The following is a 17,162-nucleotide window of genomic DNA, read 5'->3' as shown; positions in this document are numbered from 1 at the left end:
CGGTACCTGATGTGAGGAGTCGCACCTAGATCACATCCCGCCGTTGAGCCGATGCGACGACCGTCACGGTCGGTAAACCCGGCAATCGGCCAGCAATGGGACGGCAAGCGGCGGCACGACGGACCGCTGCTCCCGCACTACGGCATCTCGGCCCAGGCGATCCAAGGGTTACCGGGTTGACCGGTCCGGGCTACCGGCGTCGCACGCAACGGAGTCGGGGCAACGGTGGAAGAGCCGGCCGGTTGCCCTCAGTAGTCGCGGCGGCTCTCCGCTCACCACCACCACCAGCGCGGCACGAACCGCACGATCCGGTCGTCGCCGGGCGCGGGGGTGCCCCGACCGTCCCGGTTGCTGGTCATGATCCACAGGGAACCGTCCGGTGCGGCCGCGACCGTGCGCAGCCGGCCGTACGTGCCGACGAGCTGGGCGGAGGGCGTGCCGGCGCGGCCGGCCGCGTCGAGGGGCACGACCCACAGCCGCGCACCGCGCAGGGCCGCGACGTAGAGGGTCCCGCCCACGATCGCCGCGCCACTGGGCGACGCCTCGGCCGGCGTCCACGTCACGATCGGGTCGCGGAAGCGCGGGTCGTTGGCCACCCCCTCCACCACCGGCCAGCCGTAGTTGCCGCCCGGCACGATCCGGTTGACCTCGTCCCACCTGCTCGAGCCGAACTCGGTCGCGTAGAGCCGACCCCGCCAGTCCCAGGCCAGGCCCTGCACGTTGCGATGGCCGAGGCTGTACACCGGTGATCCGGGAACCGGATTGCCCCACGGCACGCCGCCGTCGGGGCGCAACCGCAGGATCTTCCCGTTCCGGCTGCGCGGCTCCTGAGCCAGGGCGCTCTGGCCGGCATCGCCGACGCCCGCGTAGAGCATCCCGTCGGGGCCGAAGGCGATCCGCCCGCCGTTGTGGACGCTGGCCCGGGCGAGCCCGGTCAGGATCGGCTGCTGGACGTTCGGCGTGGTGAGCCGGAAGCGGACGATCCGGTTGTCGACGCCGGAGGTGAAGTACGCGTACACGTAACCGTCGCTGCGGTAGCGCGGCGAGACGGCCAGCCCGAGCAGCCCGGCCTCGCCCGTCGCGGCGACGCCGGCGATCTGCGCGACCTGCACCGGGGCCACGCCCCGGCGCACCCGCAGGACCCGCCCGCTGTTCCGCTCGGCGACGAGCGCGCTGCCGTCCGGCAGGAAGGCCAGCCCCCACGGTGCTTCGAGACCGGTGGCGACCACCTCCGGTCGGGTGAAGTCGAACCCCCACCAGCCGAACGGACCGCTGCTGTCGGGCCGCTGCGCGGTCGCCGCGGCGGGTGACCCGGCGACGCCGGCGCAGACGGTGAGGGCGATCGTGGCGACAACACTGCGTCTTCTCATGCCGGCCCCCTGGCCTTCCCGACGTACGCCGGCCGACACCGGCGCCGCCCACCCGGCAACCGGGGCGGGCATGCACCAGCATCCATCGCCGGGCGTCTCGGAAGCGTCACCGCGCCGACACGCACCTGACGGTCGAGCGTGACGCCGGTCGCGCACCCCGGGTTACGGCGTGGGCCACATGGCCGGCACCCACGACAGGAATCGCCGGTGCTCCACGGTGGCTGTCACCGATGTGATTTGAGCGACGCGCTCATGGCGTACCAGATCTGACCCTGCCCCTGGAAAGTTGCGGCTTCAGCCGCACGTTCGGCCGGACCAACGACCGCTCAGCCGACGCGGCGCATCCGCCCGACCTCCTCGGCCCCGGCGTCGAGGAGCACCAGGGTCTCGCCGTCCAGCCCGGCGCGCCAGGTCGAGGAGAGCCAGGCCCCGACCGGCGCGCTGTCGCAGCCGATCAGGGTGCTGAACCCGGTGGTGGCGAGAAGGGCTCCCGCCGGCCCGGCAACCCAGCGCCCGGCCTGCCCGTTGCAACCGTCCGAGCCGCGCCACTCGCCGTCGGCGCGGAACTCGACGTACGCCGTCCTTGGCCCCCGCGCGGGCACCCACTTCCCGACGAGCCGGTCCCGGTCCGCTGGGGTCAGCCTCGCCGGCAGCGCGGCTGCCGGCGCGAACCTCCGCCGGACCTCGTCGGTGATCTCCGGCGGAGCCACTTCGGACGCGGCAAGGTTCGGGCCGGCGGTGGGCTTCGCACCCGGCAGCAGTCGGGCGACCGGTGCGCCCTGGTTGTCGAGGAGTACGGGTGTCCCGCCCACCAGCCGGTACGACGTGACCCGCCGCAGCCAGGGCGGGGTCGACTCGGCGGCCTTCTCGCAGCCGGCGACGCCCTCCGCGCCGGAGGCGCCGAAGGTCCCGGCGACGAAGAGACCGGCGGCGTCGGCTCGCCAGGAGCCGACCAGCATCCCGCAGCGGCCGAAGAGCTGGATCTGGTCAGGTGCGATGCGCAGGATGCCGCTCGGCTCCTCGGCAACCTCCGCCAATGTCCAATTGCCGACCAGGGCCACCGGATCCGCCGGTGCCGGGCTTCCGCCGCCGCCGAGCCGCGGGGTCTCCGGGGCGCTCGCCTCCGGCCCGCCCTGCCCGGCGCAGCCGGCCAGCAGGGCCGTGGCCACGACCATCGCCAAGAGGTAGTTGCGTCGAGCCATCTCGTCGCCGTCCTTCCGCCGTACCCGGCCGCCGCCGGTCCCTGTCATGAGACGGTGCCCGGCCGCCCGCGGTTGCGTCGGCGGTGGCGCGGCCTGCGGTGGCGAGCGGTGTTCATGCTGGAAGGGTGATTCGCTTTCTGCTGAACGTGCTGTGGCTTGTCTTCGGCGGAGGTCTCGTCCTCGCGGTCGGCTACGGCATCGCCGCGCTGATCTGCTTCGTCCTCGTCGTCACGATCCCATTCGGCGTCGCCTCCCTGCGCCTGGCGGGCTACTCGTTGTGGCCGTTCGGCCGGACGGTGGTGCCCAAGCCGGGCGCGGGCGTCGCCTCCGGCCTGGCCAACGTCCTCTGGGTGGTGCTGGCGGGCTGGTGGCTGGCCCTGTCCCACCTCGTCGCCGGCGTCGTGCTCTGCCTCACGATCATCGGCATCCCGTTCGGCGTGGCCAACCTCAAGCTCGTCCCGGTGGCGTTCTGGCCCCTCGGCCGGGACGTGGTCGACGCGCCGTAGGCGCCAGCTGTCCGCCACCGCCGGCCGGTCACGTCGAGCGTCGACAACCGGTCAGATGTCGGCCACCTCGGCCCGGTACCGCCGGATCCACTCCCGGTTGACGGCGTCGGCCTGGCGCTGGTGCCGGGCGACGACGGCGCCCGCACCGGCGGGCCGGTCCAGCCCGAGAAACGCCAGGATCCTATGTGTGGTGGCGACCATGTCCGCGTCGAGGTCCTCGTAGCGCACTACGTGCGGTTCGATCCCCCACGAGGCGAACCACGCCGCCCAGGCGGCGTTGTGTTCCCTGATCGTCTCGATGAAGTGCCGGATTCCGGCGGCGTCGTAGCGGGCCGCCCCGCCACCCGGGGCGGCGCCGCTGATCTCCCCGTTGCCGCCGACGAACCACCGGCCGGTCTGCTCGGCGCGGAGCCAGGAGACCGCCTGCGCCAGGACGTCGTCGCGGCGCAGGAAGACGAAGCGGGTGCGGCCGAACGCCCGGCTCAGCAGGGCGGTGTCCTTGCCGGCGAGGTCGGGATGGACCGATGCGAGCTTGGCGACCACCTCGTCCAGGGTGCCCCACATGAGCTTCGCGCCGAAGACGCCGTTGTCGGTCCGGCCCTCGGCCAGCGCGGCCCGCACGTACTCCGCATAGTCGACGCCGCCCGCGGCGTCGCGGGGAAGCCGCCACCGGTCAGCCCAGAGCGGCTCGTCCGGCGAGCGGAAGTAGGCCTGGGGACGACCGGCGACGCCGGTGGACTCCAGCAACCCGAGCAGCAGCGAACTGCCGGTGCGCGGGGTGGCGCAGACGAAGTACGAGTCGACGTGATCGGCCGGCATGGCCACACCCAAGCGCACCGGTCGCGGGCCCCGCAACCGAGTTCATCGGCGGGCCGGACCGGGCCGCACGGCTACCGGGACCTGCTCCGCCGGGACCGGGTCAGCGCCACCAGTGCCAGGACGAGCAGCCCCAGCCCGACGGCTCCGGCCGCCAGCATGGGTGCGACCTCGGTGCCGGCGTCCTCGGCGGCATCGCCGGCGGCCGGGTGGGTCGGCGCGGGGGTGGCCGGTGGCACGGACGACGGGGCCGCCGCCAGTGGGTACCCCCGGATCGCCGGTCTCGTTCCTGGTGGCTGGTCGGCCGTCTCGGACACGGTGAGCAGCGACCGCCCGTCCCGGCTGTAGGTGATCGACTCGCCCTGCGGCTCGTCGGGCAGCGCGGTGATCCGTGGTTGCCCGCTGGTCAGCGACGTGATCACGTCGCCGTCGCGGACGTCGAACTCGAACGCGTCGGCGTAGGTGCGCAGCACCACCCGGTCCCCGCCCGGCGCGGTGGCCGCGCCGGTGACCGAGGTCCGGCCGATCACCGAGAACGGGTTACTCGTCGTGGTGGTCGGCAGCCGGACCTGTCCCACCTGGGTCAGGGGTACCGTCGCGCCCGGCCGCAGGGCGGTGCTCGGGGCGTACAGGACAGCCGAGTACTTGGTGACGATCAGCGGCCGGCCGTCGCCGGTCAGGAGCATGGCCTCCGCGTCGTGCGGGCGGTCCGGATAGGCCATCCGGTACAGCACCGGGCGGTCGGCTCCCGGCGCGAGCTTCCACACCCCGATCGTCTTCCGGGAGCGGTCGTTGTCGCCGATGTCCGCCACCCAGATCGTGCCGTCCGGGCCGATGGCGAGATCCTCGGTGTCCCGTGGCCGGGACGGGTAGCGCACGGTCCGTACCACCGAGCAGTCCGGGTCGAGGAAGAAGACCTGACGGCGGGCCGCGTCGTCGGCACCGTCGTTCACCACGACGAACCCGTCCTGCGTGGCGACCATCCCGGAGATCTCGGTCAGCCGGTCGTCGCGGATCTCGCACACCCCACCGATCGGGGTGGGCGAGGGGGCGGCCGCCGCACCGCCCGGGATCACCGTGCCGGCGAGGACCACGGCCGCGGTCACCGCGCCCCGTCGCCTCCGAGTCGTTCCGTCACCTCGTCGCATCACCGGCATCCTTCCATCGCCGGTCGGCTCCGCCGCGGCGGACAGGCCGGTGCGTGGTGCGAGCCTGGCGAGACGGCGGGACCTGATCGATGGGAGCGTTCCCACAAAGGGGGAAAGCATCGACACAGCTGAATTACGCCCGGCATCCTGGGCCCGATCCCGTCCCCAACGGAGGTACCGGAATGCGTACTGAGCAAATCCTCGGACCGGCGGTGGCCCTCTTCCGCGCGGTCATCGGGCTGCTGTTCCTCTGCCACGGCCTGGCCTCGGTGTTCGGTGTCTTCGGCGGCAACCGGGGCAGCGGCGAGGCCCTGCCGGCCGGCGAGTGGCCGGGCTGGTGGGCCGCGCTGATCCAGGCGGTCTGCGGCGGCCTGGTGCTGCTCGGCCTGCTCACCCGGCCGGCCGCGATCCTGGCGTCCGGCTCGATGGCCTACGCGTACTTCGTGGTGCACCAGCCGGACGCCCTGCTGCCGCTGCGCAACGGTGGTGAGCTGGCCGTGCTGTTCTGCTGGTCGTTCCTGCTGATCGCGGTGCTCGGCCCGGGCGCGTGGGCGGTCGACACGCTGCTACCGGCCCGCCGAACCGCCCGGCCCCCGGTCCCCGCGCGGTGACCGCTCCGGTTCAGGCTGCCGTGTCCAGGCTCAGCGACTTGAGCACGACCAACGCCACGAGGAGTGCCGCGAGCGCCACCACCACGGCGGTCTGCACGAGACCACGGCGCCGCCGCGGGGCGTACGCCATCCCCAGGCCCGCGGCGCCGCCGGCCAGCAGGCCGCCGAGGTGGCCCTGCCACGCCGTGAAGCCCGCGGAGAGCACCAGCCACACGGTCAGCCAGAGGAGCATCCGGTTCCGGTCCAGTGGCTGATAGCCCAGGCGACGGCTGACCACGTAGTAGCAGGCCGCCAGGCCGTAGACCGCCCCCGACGCGCCGATCGCGGCCGAGCGCGGTTCGACCAGGAAGAACAGCACCGCGCCACCGAGCGCCGCGAGCAGGTAGACGGCGAGGAAGCGCACCACTCCCAGCCGCTCCTCGAGGATCCGCCCGAGCAGCCAGAGCCAGTACATGTTGAACAGAATGTGGGCGATCCCGAAGTAGCCCTGGGACGGTTCGGCGTGCAGGAAGGCCGAGGTGATCAGGCGGTACCACTCGCCGTGCGCGATGCCGACGAGCTGGTAGCCGGGGTAGCTGGCGCCGTCGTCGAGGTAGTAGCGGCCACTGTCGTCCACCAGGCCCGTGCCCAGGCTGTCGAACTGGCCGACGATCGACGGCCGCGCCAGCTGCACCAGGTACACCACGACGTTCAGCCCGATCAGCACGTACGTCGCCACGGGCTGGCTGACCGCTCGGCCGCCGAACACCGTGCGGGGCTGCCGCACCGTGCGGTTCTCGGCCCGGACGCACTCCGGGCAACGGAAGCCGACGGGCGCCTCCCGCATGCAGTCCGGGCAGATCGAGCGGTCACACCGGGTGCATCGCACGTACGTCTCCCGGCGCGGGTGTCGGAAGCAGGTGGCTCCCGCCTCGGGCGGCGGCTGCTCGGTGTTCAACGTGTCCATCTGAAGTCCTGGTTCTGGCGCGACAAGGCCTGGGGGTACGCGTCCGCCGTCGCCGGCGTCAGCCGCGTCATGCTAGATCCTTGGCCGCCAGATTCTCGACGTTTGTGTCAAGTTTTTGAGCGGGCGTAACGTTGGGTTGCCCGCTCCACATTTTGCAGACATGGGTTCTGACCAGCCACTTTGGTGTGGCACAGCCGGTCGCCACGGCGGCCGGACATCGGCGCAGCGGGTGGCGGCGGCCGGCCAAGATCGGGCCGCAGGTCCCTGCGTGAGCTTGGCCCGAGGTAGGGCCACAGGCTGTTTGTCCGGCTCAACCGGCCTGCTCGGCGGTCCGAGGCGGAGCCTCTCTGGTGCGGTGTCCACTAACGTTCACCGGGTGTTTGGTGGTGTTGTGGATCCTCACCGTTCAGGGTGAGCGACTCCCCACCGGATGGTGGTGGGGCGGGCCTCCGCCGGCCAACTGATCCTCGCGCCGCCCACGGGCGCCTCGCCAGAGGCATGTTCTTCTCCTATGGATGTCAAGGGGTGAGGGCGGCAAAGTCGGCGAGTAGGGCGGCGTGGACCTCGCGGACGATGTAGCGCTTGAGGCAGCGCATGATCTCTCTCTTGCCCAGTCCTTGCTTGGTGCGGCGTTCGACGTAGGCCTTGGTGCGTGGGTCGTAACGCATTCGACACAGGGCGATGGTGTATAGGGCTTTGTTCGCGGCTCGGTCGCCGCCGCGGTTGAGGCGGTGCCGGTCGGTGCGTCCGGAGCTGGCTGGGATGGGGGCGGCGCCGCACAGGTGGGCCAGGGCGGCCTCGGAACGTAGCCGGTCGGGGTTGTCGCCGGCGGTGGTGAGTAGTTGTCCGGCGACCTCGGCACCGACGCCTTGCAGCGCGCACAAGCGTGGCGCGGTCTTGGCCACGGTGGGGCGTAGCCGCCGGTCGGCCTGGGTGATCTCGGCGGTCAACGTCTGGATGCGGATATCTATCGCGCGCAACGCCGCCTGGGTGGCCTGGGTAGGGTCGATCATCGCGGCCTCGTTGACTGGCAGGTCCGCGCAGGCGGCGACCAGTGCGGCGGCGGGCAGTGCGGCCAGTTCGACGCGCAGCGTTTCGGGGGCGGAGGCGATCAGGCCGTGCATCTGGTTGAGCGCGGCGGTGCGGGCCTTGACCGCACCCCGACGGGCGACCCGCAACGCGCGGATGGCCTCGACCGGCCCGGTTCGGGTCTTCGGCGTCCCGGACGCTTGTCCCGACAGGGCGGCGCGGGCGGCGACGATCGCATCGATCGGGTCGGACTTACCCTTGGCCCGGCGCGTCTTGCGGTCCGGCCGGTCGACCTCGACCAACTCGATACCCTCACCCGTCAGATAGCGGGCCAGTCCGGCACCGTATGTGCCGGTACCTTCCACCCCCACCCTGACCACGCGGCCGAAGGAACGTAGCCAGGCCAGCAGAGCCTGGTACCCGGCCATGGTGGCCGGGAACTCTTGATCACCTAGTACCCGGCCGGTCCGGTCGACCGCGGCCGCGTGGTGAGTCTTGCCGTGGGTGTCAACCCCACCCGTGATCTGACGCTTCTTAGCTGCCATGCTGAAGGTGTCGTCCTCTTCGCTCGCACCGAACAGAGGGTCGGCACGCACCCGCCGGCGCGGTGGACACGACAGTGATGGGCCTCTCGCACAGGCTCCTATCAGGTCACAGATGCACCAGCCGGTGACGTGCGGGAGCGGGGGCACCCGGACAGTCGACGAATCCCCACGAAGGACAGCAACCGTCGATCACGTCGAGAGTCAGACAGCCGGGTGACCCCGTCCCCATCATCCTCACTGTCACGTCGGGACTGGCCAGCGCCGGGAAGGTGCCGGCCGGCTCGACGGTGCGTGACCACCTCCGGCAGCACGACGGCTGTCGGGGTGGTGGGTCCGCCGCCCGGAACACGGGTGGCGATGCTGGCGGCCGGCACCGCCGGATCCACTGAAGGTGGAACCGGGGGTCACCGGAGCGTCTTCGACCGGGCCGGTGACAGCGGGCCGCGGGCCACGAGTTCGACGGTGAGCACGACCGCGACGGCTTCCACCGCCAGGAGTCCGACCAGCACGAAGACCTGCGTGATCCCCGCGGTCAGGGGATCCGCGCCGCCCAGCAGCACGCCGACGAAAGCGCCCGGCAGCGTCACCAGACCCACCGTGCGGGTCTGATCCAACGCCGGGACCAGCGCCTGGCCGGCCACCGGACGGCCGACGAGCAGGATCGCGTCCCGGGGCAGCAGCCCCAACGCCAAACCGGCCTCCACCTCGCCCCGCCGGGCGGTCAACTCGTCCACGACCCGCCGACCGGCGAGCGACGTCGCGGTCATCGCCCCGCCGATCAGGATGCCCGCCACGGGGATGATCGCGATGCCGCGCAGCGGCACCAGTCCCGCCAGCAGCAGCCCCGCCACGACGGAGAGGCTCCCCACCGCGATCGGCACGCCGGCCCACCAGCCCCGCCGGCCACCGGTGATCCGTCGACCGGCGGTACCCGCCGCGACCACGCACATCAGGACGACGAAGGCGGCGGTCGCCCAGAGCGACACCACGATGGCGGTGATCAGCAGCGAGACGGCCGCCAACTGGACCGCGGCGCGGACGGCGGCGACCAGGATCTGCCGGCCGTGCCCGAGCTGCCCGACGGTCGCCACCACGGCCGCCAGGACGGCCAGCACCACCAGCGCGACCCCCAGCTCGGGGCCGACCACCAGGATCGTCGAGGACATCCGGTTAGTCTCCCGCCCCGACGCCCGGCGGACTCGTCGGAAGCCGGGTGTTGATGTGCTTCAGCTCGCTTACCGTCGCCAGGCACCTCCCGGTGGGCAGGCAACGGCACCCTGCTGCTCGTGTCGTACCCGCCGGTAGGCTCAGCTGTGTGGAAGATCAGTTCCGGGTGCGCGTCACGGTCCGCGGCTACGAGCTCGACACCCAGGGCCACCTGAACCAGGCCGTCTACCTGCAGTACGCCGAGCACGCCCGGTGGGAGTGCCTGCGCGCCGCCGGCATCTCGCAGGACCGGCTCATCGCCACCGGCGTGGGACCGGTCGCCCTCGAGGTCACCCTGAGGTACCTGCGGGAGCTGCGCGGTGGCGACGAGGTGGACGTGTCCTGCGGGTTCCACTGGGGCGAGGGCAAGACCTTCCGGATCGAGCAGGACTTCGTCCGCGCGGACGGCACCCGGGTCGCGACGCTGACCGGAGTGGGCGGGCTGCTGGACCTGTCGGCCCGGCGGCTGGTGCCCAGCCCGCAGGAGCGGTTCCGGGAGCTGGCCGGCGACCCCCGGCCGCTCAACCTCTGATCCCGGCGAGGGCGACTACAGAGCGCCGCCCCAGTTGTCGGTGACGATCTGGCCGGTGGTGTCGTCGAAGAAGCGGTGTTCCAGGGTGCCGTTGGTGGTCCGGTAGAAGGCGTGATGCTGGCCGGGCGTCGACAGGCCGGCCGGGTCGTCGGTCACCACCCCGCGGGCTCCCCAGTTGTCGACGCCCGGGTTGGCGCCCGGCCACCAGTACCAGTGGACCAGGTCGCCGGCGGCGGTCCGACCGAAGATGTGCTGCTGGTCGCGGTGCACGAACGCGTGCGGGTTCCCCACGAAGCTCCCACCCGGCCACACCCCGCCGTTGAGGGTGCCGGACGGGTCGTCGAAGAACCGGTGCTGCAGGTTGCCGTCGGCGTTGCGGAAGAACACATGGTGCTGGTTGCCGGTGTAGGAGAAACCCGTCGGATCCGACGCCACCCCCGAGGTCACACCCCAGTTGTCGACACCGGGATCGATGCCCGGCCACCAGTACCAATGAATCAGTCCGCCCGACGCGGTACGGCCGAAGATGTGCTGCTGGTCCCGGTGCACGAACGCGTAGGGGTTGCCGACGAAGGCACCGCCGGGCCAGACACCGCCGGCGATCTGACCGGTGTTCAGGTCGTAGAAGCGGTGCTCCAGGTGTCCGTCCGGGTTCCGGTAGAACACGTGCTGCTGACTGCCGTACGCGAACCCCGTCGGATTCGACAGCACCCGCCCGACGGTGTTCCAGTGGTCCAGCCCCGGCGAGCCCATCCCCGGCGCGAACCACCAGTGCCGCAACGTGTTGTCGCTCCCCCGCGCGAACACGTGCTGCTGGTTCGCATGGGAGTAGCCGACCGCCTTGCCCGTCAGCGGACCACCGCCCCAGTCCGCCCGTACCAGCCCGGTGTTCGGCGACCATGACAGGTTCGCCAGCGTGCCGGCGGATCCCACAGCGACGTAGTGCTGACCTGCCCCGAACCCGAACGCCCGGCCGGCGACGGGTTCGGTGGAGCGGCCGCAGTTGTCGCTGGTGAGGTAGCGCTGGTGGTACGAGCCCGGATACGGCGCGAGGGAGACGCCGTTGATGACGATCGCCTGCCCCACCCCGTTGTAGAGCTGCTCGTAGTGGATGTGCGGACCGGAGGAGTTGCCGGTGTTGCCGGTCAGCCCGATCTGCTGCCCCTGGGTGACGGTCGCGCCGTTGGCCACCGAGTACGCGGAGAGGTGGAAGTAGTAGGTCTTCCACCCGCCGCCGTGCTCGACGGCGATGTAGTTGCCGGCGCCGCTGGGCTGCGAGTACCGGTAGGCGGTGCCGGCCGCCGAGGCGAGCACGGGGGTGCCGTTGGTGACGCCGCCGTCGGCGCGGACGAAGTCCAGCGCCTGGCGGACCTCGCTGCCGTGGTGGCTGTAGGTCCACCGTTGACCGCACGGGAACGGGGCCTTGAAGACGGGCACGGCGTGTGCGGGCGACGCGCCGACGAGGACGCTGACGGCCGCCAGGCACACCGCGAGAATCGCGGCGGGGCCCGTCCGAGGGACAGCTCTGGTCATGACGCGACGCTCCCGCCCAGTTGCCGGTGATGGGCCGGCCGGTGTTGAGCTCCGACTGCCGCGAGTCTGAGGAGACACCACGACGCCTGTCAATGGAATCTCGAAAACTTCTGGCAGAGCGAGAAGGGACCTCTGAAGACATCCTTCGTCCACCCGCCGCCCGCTTGACTACCGCCATGACCATCGATCGCCGCACCCTGCTCGGAAGGGTCGCCGTGGTCGGCGCGGCCGCGGCCGTCGGGCCGATCCTGGCCCCCGCCGCCGCCCGGGCCGCCACCTGGAAGAAGCGCCTCACCGGGGCCGACCTGGACACCAACCACCGGTGGCAGGTCGCCGGCACCGACCTCGGCATCCCGTACGTGCTGGAGAACGGCTCCATCGGATACCTCTTCGGCGACACCTTCAACACCCCGTGGCCGGAGGGTCCACCGCTGCCCAACGACTGGCGCTCACCGGTGATGCTGCGCTCCAACGTCCACCCCGGCGCCGCCGGTGGGGTCGTCTTCGACAGCGCCGCCCGGGTGGCCGGCAACGGCCGGGCCCCGGAGCTGATGCACAACGGCCACAACGGAATCGGCATCGACGGCCTCTGGGAGGTGACCGTCATCCCCAACGACGGCATCAGCTTCCCCGAGACCGGCCGCCAGCTCGTCTCGTACATGAGCATCGAGAACTGGGCCTCCGCCGGCCCCGCCGGGCCGCACTGGAGGTCGCGCTACGCCGGACTGGCCTACAGCGACAACGGCAACGACTTCATCCGTACGCCCCTGAAGTGGTGGAACAACGGCGCCAACACGGACCCGTTCCAGATGTGGACGATGCAACGCGACGGCGACTGGGTGTACGTCTTCTCGGTGCGCTCCGGACGCCAGGACGGACCGATGATGCTGCGCCGGGTCCGCTGGGACCGGCTGTTCTACCCCGAGTCCTACGAGGGCTGGGGCTGGAACGGCAGCACCTGGGGCTGGGGCCGCCCGTGCACGCCGATCCTGACCGGCCGCTTCGGCGAGCCGTCGGTGCGGCGGTTGGCCGACGGCACCTGGGTGATGGCCTACCTCAACTGCGTCACCGGTTGCATCGTCACCCGCACCGCGGGCGGGCCGGACCAGGTCTGGACGGCCGAGAAGGTGCAGGTGACCCCCTGGCAGGAGCCCGGGCTCTACGGCGGCTTCATCCACCCCTGGTCCAGCCGGCGGGCCAACGACCTGCATCTCATGGTGTCGAAGTGGACCAGGACACCCGACGGCCGGAGCACCGCGTACCACGTCAGCCAGTTCGTCGGGTCCGCGTGACCACCCGCCCGCACCCGTCGGGATGTAGCAAACCTTCTTGACGATTAATCGAAGTGTAGCTAAGTTTCAGCCATCCGGACTGAGAGGCCGTCGTCTATGAAGACTCGACTCGGCACCGCGACCGTCCTGGTGGCCACCCTCGCCACCACCCTCGCACCGCTCCCCGTCCAGGCCACCGCCGCCTCCACCGCCGGGCTTCCGCCGGCCGCCGAGCACGGCTGGGTCACCTCGACGTTGCGCCACATGAGCCTGGAGCAGAAGGTCGGCCAACTCTTCGCCACGTACGTCTACGGCGGCGACGCCACCGCGCCGACGGCCGCGGACCGGGCCGCCAACCGGGCCGCGTTCGGCGTCGAGACGCCGGCCGAGGTCGTCGAGGAGTTCCACCTCGGCGCCGTCTGCTACTTCTCCTGGTCACACAACCTGGACAGTCCCCGCCAGATCGCCACCCTCTCCAACGGCCTGCAGCGAGCCGCTCTCGGCGACGGCGGCAAGGACCGGGTGCCCCTGCTCATCTCCACCGACCAGGAGCAGGGCGTGGTGCTGCGGATGCCCGCGCCCGCCGCCCAGTTCCCCGGCGCGATGGCCCTGGGCGCCGGCCGGTCACCCCGGGCGGCACGGACCGCGGCGGAGATCACCGGGCGCGAGCTGCGCGCAGTCGGCATCCACCAGCCGTACGCGCCGATCGCCGACGTCAACGTGGACCCGGCCAACCCGGTGATCGGTGTCCGGTCCTTCGGCGCCGATCCCACCCTGGTGGCCGAGTTGACCGCCGCGCAGGTCACCGGGTTCCAGGAGGACGCCGGGGCGACCGCGGTGGCGAAGCACTTCCCCGGCCACGGCGACACGGCCACCGACAGCCACACCGGCCTGCCGGTGATCGACCACAGCCGCGAGGAGTGGGACCGGATCGACGCCCCGCCGTTCCGGCGGGCGATCAGCGCGGGCGTCGAATCGATCATGACCGCGCACATCGTGGTGCCCGCGCTCGACCCGTCCGGCGACCCGGCGACGTTGTCGCCGACGATCCTCTCCGGCGTGCTGCGGGGCGAGCTCGGCTTCCGCGGCGTCATCGTCACCGACGCGCTGAACATGGCCGGCGTGCGGCAGAAGTACGGCGACGAGCGGGTGCCGGTGCTGGCGCTCAAGGCCGGCGCCGACCAGCTCCTGATGCCACCGAACCTGCGGCTGGCTCGGGACGCGGTGCTGCGGGCGGTGGCCACCGGCGAGCTGACCGAGCGGCGGATCGACCAGTCGGTCCGGCGCATCCTCGCCATGAAGTACCGGCAGGGCCTGGCCCGGTCCCCGCTGGTCGACGTCGAGGCGGCGGTACGCACCGTCGGGGCGGCCGAGCACGTCGCCGCCGTCGCCCGGGTCACCGATCCGACGCTCACCGCGGTGCGCAACGACGCCGGGCTGCTGCCACTCGCCCGCGCGGACCGGTCGGTGCTGGTCACCGGCTGGAACAGCGCCGCCTTCGCGCCGGTCGCGACGGTAGCCGACGGGTTCGCCGCCCGCGGCGCCCGGGCCACCGCCCGACCCGCGACCCTGCCGTCCGACCAGGTGATCGCCGCGACCGCCGCCGAGGCGGCCAACCACGACCTCACCGTCGTGCTGGTGAACAAGGCGTGGGACATCGAGATCACCGACCCGCGCGGCAGCCAGCGGCGGCTCGTCGCGGCACTGCTGGCCACCGGCAGACCCGTGGTCGTGGTGGCGGTCCGGGACCCGTACGACATCGCGCACCTGCCGGGCGTCTCCACCTACCTGGCGACCTACTCGTACACCCGGGCGGCGATGGACGCTCTCGTCCGCGCGCTGCACGGCGAGCTGTCCCCCGGCGGGCGGCTGCCCGTCACGATCCCGGCGGCCGGCGGGGCGGTGCTCTACCCCTACGGCCACGGGCTGACCTGGTAGGAGGGACCATGGCCGAAAGCACCGTCCGCGCCGCCTCGGCGGCCACGCGGCCCCGGCGAACCGTGGCGCTCGGACTGGCCGCGGCCGTGCTGGGCGCGACGCTCCCGGCCACCGGGGCAGCCGCCGCCGAGCGACCCCCGGCCGGGTCCGCGCCGCCGGCCGTCACTCCCGCCGACATCCAGTTCCGCCACGACACGCTGCGGCCGGGCAGCGCTCCCGAGGTGGGGCTGCTCCCCGAGCACGTGGACCGCATGCCCGCCGACCTGGCGGCATACCTCGAGCCGACGCCGGACCACCCCGGCCATCCCACGTTCGCGGGTGCCGTCGTCCTGGCGGCCAAGGACGGCGTGGTCGTACAGCACGCGGCGGTGGGGACGGCGGTGCGCTATTCCGCCGTCGGGCCGCCGCCCGGACTGGTCGGGGTGGAGCTTCCCGCCGACCAGCAGCTCCCGATGCGGCCCGACACCATCTTCGACCTGGCCTCGGTGTCGAAGCTGTTCACCACCATCGTGGTGATGCAGCAGGTCGAGCGGGGACAGGTGGAGCTGGACGCGCCGGTCGCCCGGTACGTCCCGGAGTTCGCCGCCGGCGGCAAGGCGACGGTCACCGTACGGATGCTGCTCACCCACACCTCCGGGCTGCCCGCTTTCACGCCACTGTGGAGCCGCTACCCGACGCCGGCCGAGCGGTTCGCCGCGGCGCTGGCCACGCCGCTCGCGGCCGGGGCCACCCCCGGTACCCGGTACGTCTACTCCGACCTCGGGCTGATCGCGCTCGGCGTGCTGGTGGAGCGGACGACCGGCCGGTCGTTGGCCGACCTGGTCCACGACGGAGTGACCGCGCCCCTGGGCATGACCGACACCGGTTACAACCCGGGGCCGGAGCGCCGGTCGCGGATCGCCGCGACCGAGTACCAGCCGTACGCCGGGCGCGGCATGGTGTGGGGCGAGGTGCACGACGAGAACGCCTGGTCGCTCGGCGGGGTGGCCGGGCACGCGGGCGTCTTCTCCACCGCGGCGGACCTGGCCGTGCTCTGCCAGTCGCTGCTCAACGGCGGCGAATACCGCGGGCAGCGGATCCTGCGGCCCGACACGGTGCGCGCGATGCTGGTCAACTACAACGCCCCGCTGGAACAGGCCTATCCGGAGAGCGACCGCGGGCTCGGCTTCGAGCTCAACAAGCACTGGTACATGATGGGGCTCTCCTCCCCCGTGGCGTTCGGGCACACCGGCTTCACCGGCACCTCCCTGGTTATCGACCCGCTCGCCCACTCGTTCGTCATCCTGCTCAGCAACCGGGTGCACCCCGACCGCGGCTGGGGCAGCAACAACGTCGCCCGGCGCGCCGTCGCGCGGGATCTCGCCGAGGCGATGCCGGTGCGGCCCCGGTCGCGCGAGGCCTGGCGGGCCGACCCGCGCGACCTCGCGACGGTCACCCTCACCGCCCCGCTGCGCCGGCGGCGCGCGGTGGCACGGCGAGTTTCCTGCTCTGGTACGACACCGAGCCGCGCTACGACAGCGCCCGGTTCGAGGTCTCCACCGACGGCGGCGCGACCTGGACAACGGCGCGGATGCTGCTCCGCCACGGCAACCAGCGCTGGACCAGCGACGGTGCGGTCACCGGCTACGGCGGCCGGGTCTGGTGGCAGGTGTCGGTGGACCTGCCCGAGCAGGCGACCCACCTGCGCTGGAGCAGCAGCACCGACGTCTCCAGCCAGGGCCGCGGGGTCTACGTCGACCGGATCGTCGCGGCGGACCGGGACGGCCTGCTCTTCCTCGGCGAGGACCGGGACGCCGGGCGGATCGTCGCCGACGGGTGGTCGCCCGCCCGCAGCTGACCGGCGGGGACGGCCGGCCGCCGCCAGCCGTCCCCGGGTGGCGCCGCGCACGCCGCCGGCACCGGTCGGCGGCGTGCCGGACCGCCGACTGCCGGGTCGGCGGCCGCCGCTCCTGTCCTCAGGCCTGCGGCAGGTGGGCCTTGGCGTCCCCGTAGGTGGCGCCGCCGGCGGACGGGGCCGGGGCGTAGACCAGGTTGAGCACCCCGGTGGGTGAAGGTCTGCGCCGAGAGCAGGGTGAGCGGGATCGGCGCCTCGCCCTCGTCGAACAGCCGCATCCCCCTCCGGACGGCGATCGGGTGCACCAGCAGGTGCAGCTCGTCCAGCAGCCCGGGCGGCCAGCAACTGACGAACGACCGAGACCGAGCCGCTCATCCCGATCGTGCCGTCACCGGGCTCGTTCTTCAGGGCGGTGACCGCCTCGACGAGATCGCCCTGGAGCTGCTCGGAGTCGCGCCAGGTGAACTCCAGCCGCTGGTGCGAGACGACGATCTTGCGAACGTCGCCGGGCTTCCTGGCGAAGAAGGCGTCCACGCCGCCGGCCGCCCCGGCCCGCGAGTCACCCGGTCGCGGCCGGACCGGCCGCCGCCCAGCCTAGTACGGCAGCCGCCATTGGCGGTCTGACCTCGCGGGATGCGGTGGGGGCGTGCGAAGTGGACGCAGCCGCCTGTCGAT

General features: G+C 72.4%; 14 protein-coding genes. 6 read left to right on the top strand and 8 right to left on the bottom strand.

Annotation, left to right across the window (positions count from 1 at the left end; genetic code table 11):
• Window positions 1–272: 272 nt before the first annotated feature.
• Both ACVCAH_RS10260 and ACVCAH_RS10255 read right to left on the bottom strand, forming a co-directional pair.
• Window positions 273–1,370 carry a PQQ-dependent sugar dehydrogenase gene (locus ACVCAH_RS10260; protein WP_447135834.1) on the bottom strand — a complete coding sequence of 366 codons (1,098 nt, stop codon included), beginning with the start codon at window positions 1,368–1,370 and terminating at the stop codon, window positions 273–275.
• A 326-nt stretch (window positions 1,371–1,696) separates the two neighbouring features.
• Window positions 1,697–2,620 carry a hypothetical protein gene (locus ACVCAH_RS10255; RefSeq protein WP_447135833.1) on the bottom strand — a complete coding sequence of 308 codons (924 nt, stop codon included), beginning with the start codon at window positions 2,618–2,620 and terminating at the stop codon, window positions 1,697–1,699.
• A 77-nt stretch (window positions 2,621–2,697) separates the two neighbouring features.
• Here ACVCAH_RS10255 and ACVCAH_RS10250 point away from each other — a divergent pair, with 77 nt between their 5' ends.
• Entirely contained in the window at window positions 2,698–3,078 is a 381-nt protein-coding gene (locus tag ACVCAH_RS10250; protein WP_447135832.1) for a YccF domain-containing protein, read from the top strand.
• A gap of 51 nt (window positions 3,079–3,129) precedes the next feature.
• Here ACVCAH_RS10250 and ACVCAH_RS10245 read toward each other — a convergent pair whose 3' ends face one another.
• Together ACVCAH_RS10245 and ACVCAH_RS10240 are read right to left on the bottom strand one after the other, a co-directional pair.
• Window positions 3,130–3,897 (bottom strand): Stf0 family sulfotransferase, encoded by a 768-nt coding sequence (locus ACVCAH_RS10245; protein ID WP_447135831.1) that lies wholly within the window; start codon window positions 3,895–3,897, stop codon window positions 3,130–3,132.
• Between the two features lie 71 nt (window positions 3,898–3,968).
• Window positions 3,969–5,000, bottom strand: coding sequence for a hypothetical protein (locus ACVCAH_RS10240; protein WP_447135830.1), 1,032 nt, complete (start codon window positions 4,998–5,000; stop codon window positions 3,969–3,971).
• A gap of 224 nt (window positions 5,001–5,224) precedes the next feature.
• Between ACVCAH_RS10240 and ACVCAH_RS10235 the strand changes: the two genes are divergently transcribed.
• Window positions 5,225–5,653 carry a DoxX family protein gene (locus ACVCAH_RS10235; protein ID WP_447135829.1) on the top strand — a complete coding sequence of 143 codons (429 nt, stop codon included), beginning with the start codon at window positions 5,225–5,227 and terminating at the stop codon, window positions 5,651–5,653.
• Window positions 5,654–5,663: 10 nt separating this feature from the next.
• Here the strand turns inward: ACVCAH_RS10235 and ACVCAH_RS10230 are convergent, their stop codons facing one another.
• The 3 genes from ACVCAH_RS10230 to ACVCAH_RS10220 all read right to left on the bottom strand — a co-directional run bounded on the left by ACVCAH_RS10230 (window position 5,664) and on the right by ACVCAH_RS10220 (window position 9,339).
• Window positions 5,664–6,599 carry a rhomboid family intramembrane serine protease gene (locus tag ACVCAH_RS10230; protein ID WP_447135828.1) on the bottom strand — a complete coding sequence of 312 codons (936 nt, stop codon included), beginning with the start codon at window positions 6,597–6,599 and terminating at the stop codon, window positions 5,664–5,666.
• 518 nt (window positions 6,600–7,117) lie between these two features.
• On the bottom strand, window positions 7,118–8,173 hold the full coding sequence (locus tag ACVCAH_RS10225) for an IS110 family transposase (RefSeq protein ID WP_447136006.1): 1,056 nt from the start codon (window positions 8,171–8,173) through the stop codon (window positions 7,118–7,120).
• 404 nt (window positions 8,174–8,577) lie between these two features.
• On the bottom strand, window positions 8,578–9,339 hold the full coding sequence (locus ACVCAH_RS10220) for an ABC transporter permease (protein ID WP_447135827.1): 762 nt from the start codon (window positions 9,337–9,339) through the stop codon (window positions 8,578–8,580).
• A 149-nt stretch (window positions 9,340–9,488) separates the two neighbouring features.
• Between ACVCAH_RS10220 and ACVCAH_RS10215 the strand changes: the two genes are divergently transcribed.
• A complete protein-coding gene (locus ACVCAH_RS10215; RefSeq protein ID WP_447135826.1) occupies window positions 9,489–9,911 on the top strand; it encodes an acyl-CoA thioesterase in 423 nt (140 codons plus the stop codon).
• A 15-nt stretch (window positions 9,912–9,926) separates the two neighbouring features.
• Here ACVCAH_RS10215 and ACVCAH_RS10210 read toward each other — a convergent pair whose 3' ends face one another.
• Window positions 9,927–11,444 (bottom strand): peptidoglycan DD-metalloendopeptidase family protein, encoded by a 1,518-nt coding sequence (locus ACVCAH_RS10210; protein WP_447135825.1) that lies wholly within the window; start codon window positions 11,442–11,444, stop codon window positions 9,927–9,929.
• Window positions 11,445–11,620: 176 nt separating this feature from the next.
• On the opposite strand from ACVCAH_RS10210, the gene ACVCAH_RS10205 reads away from it, so the two are divergent.
• From ACVCAH_RS10205 to ACVCAH_RS10195, 3 genes are all read left to right on the top strand, one after another.
• A complete protein-coding gene (locus tag ACVCAH_RS10205) occupies window positions 11,621–12,736 on the top strand; it encodes a DUF4185 domain-containing protein (protein WP_447135824.1) in 1,116 nt (371 codons plus the stop codon).
• 96 nt (window positions 12,737–12,832) lie between these two features.
• On the top strand, window positions 12,833–14,653 hold the full coding sequence (locus ACVCAH_RS10200) for a glycoside hydrolase family 3 protein (protein ID WP_447135823.1): 1,821 nt from the start codon (window positions 12,833–12,835) through the stop codon (window positions 14,651–14,653).
• Window positions 14,654–14,661: 8 nt separating this feature from the next.
• On the top strand, window positions 14,662–16,704 hold the full coding sequence (locus tag ACVCAH_RS10195; RefSeq protein ID WP_447135822.1) for a serine hydrolase: 2,043 nt from the start codon (window positions 14,662–14,664) through the stop codon (window positions 16,702–16,704).
• Window positions 16,705–17,162: the final 458 nt, after the last annotated feature.

It is taken from the genome of Micromonospora sp. LZ34 (assembly GCF_052981855.1).
Note: the sequence above shows the minus strand (reverse complement) of the source record. Positions and strands in the feature narration are given on the sequence as shown.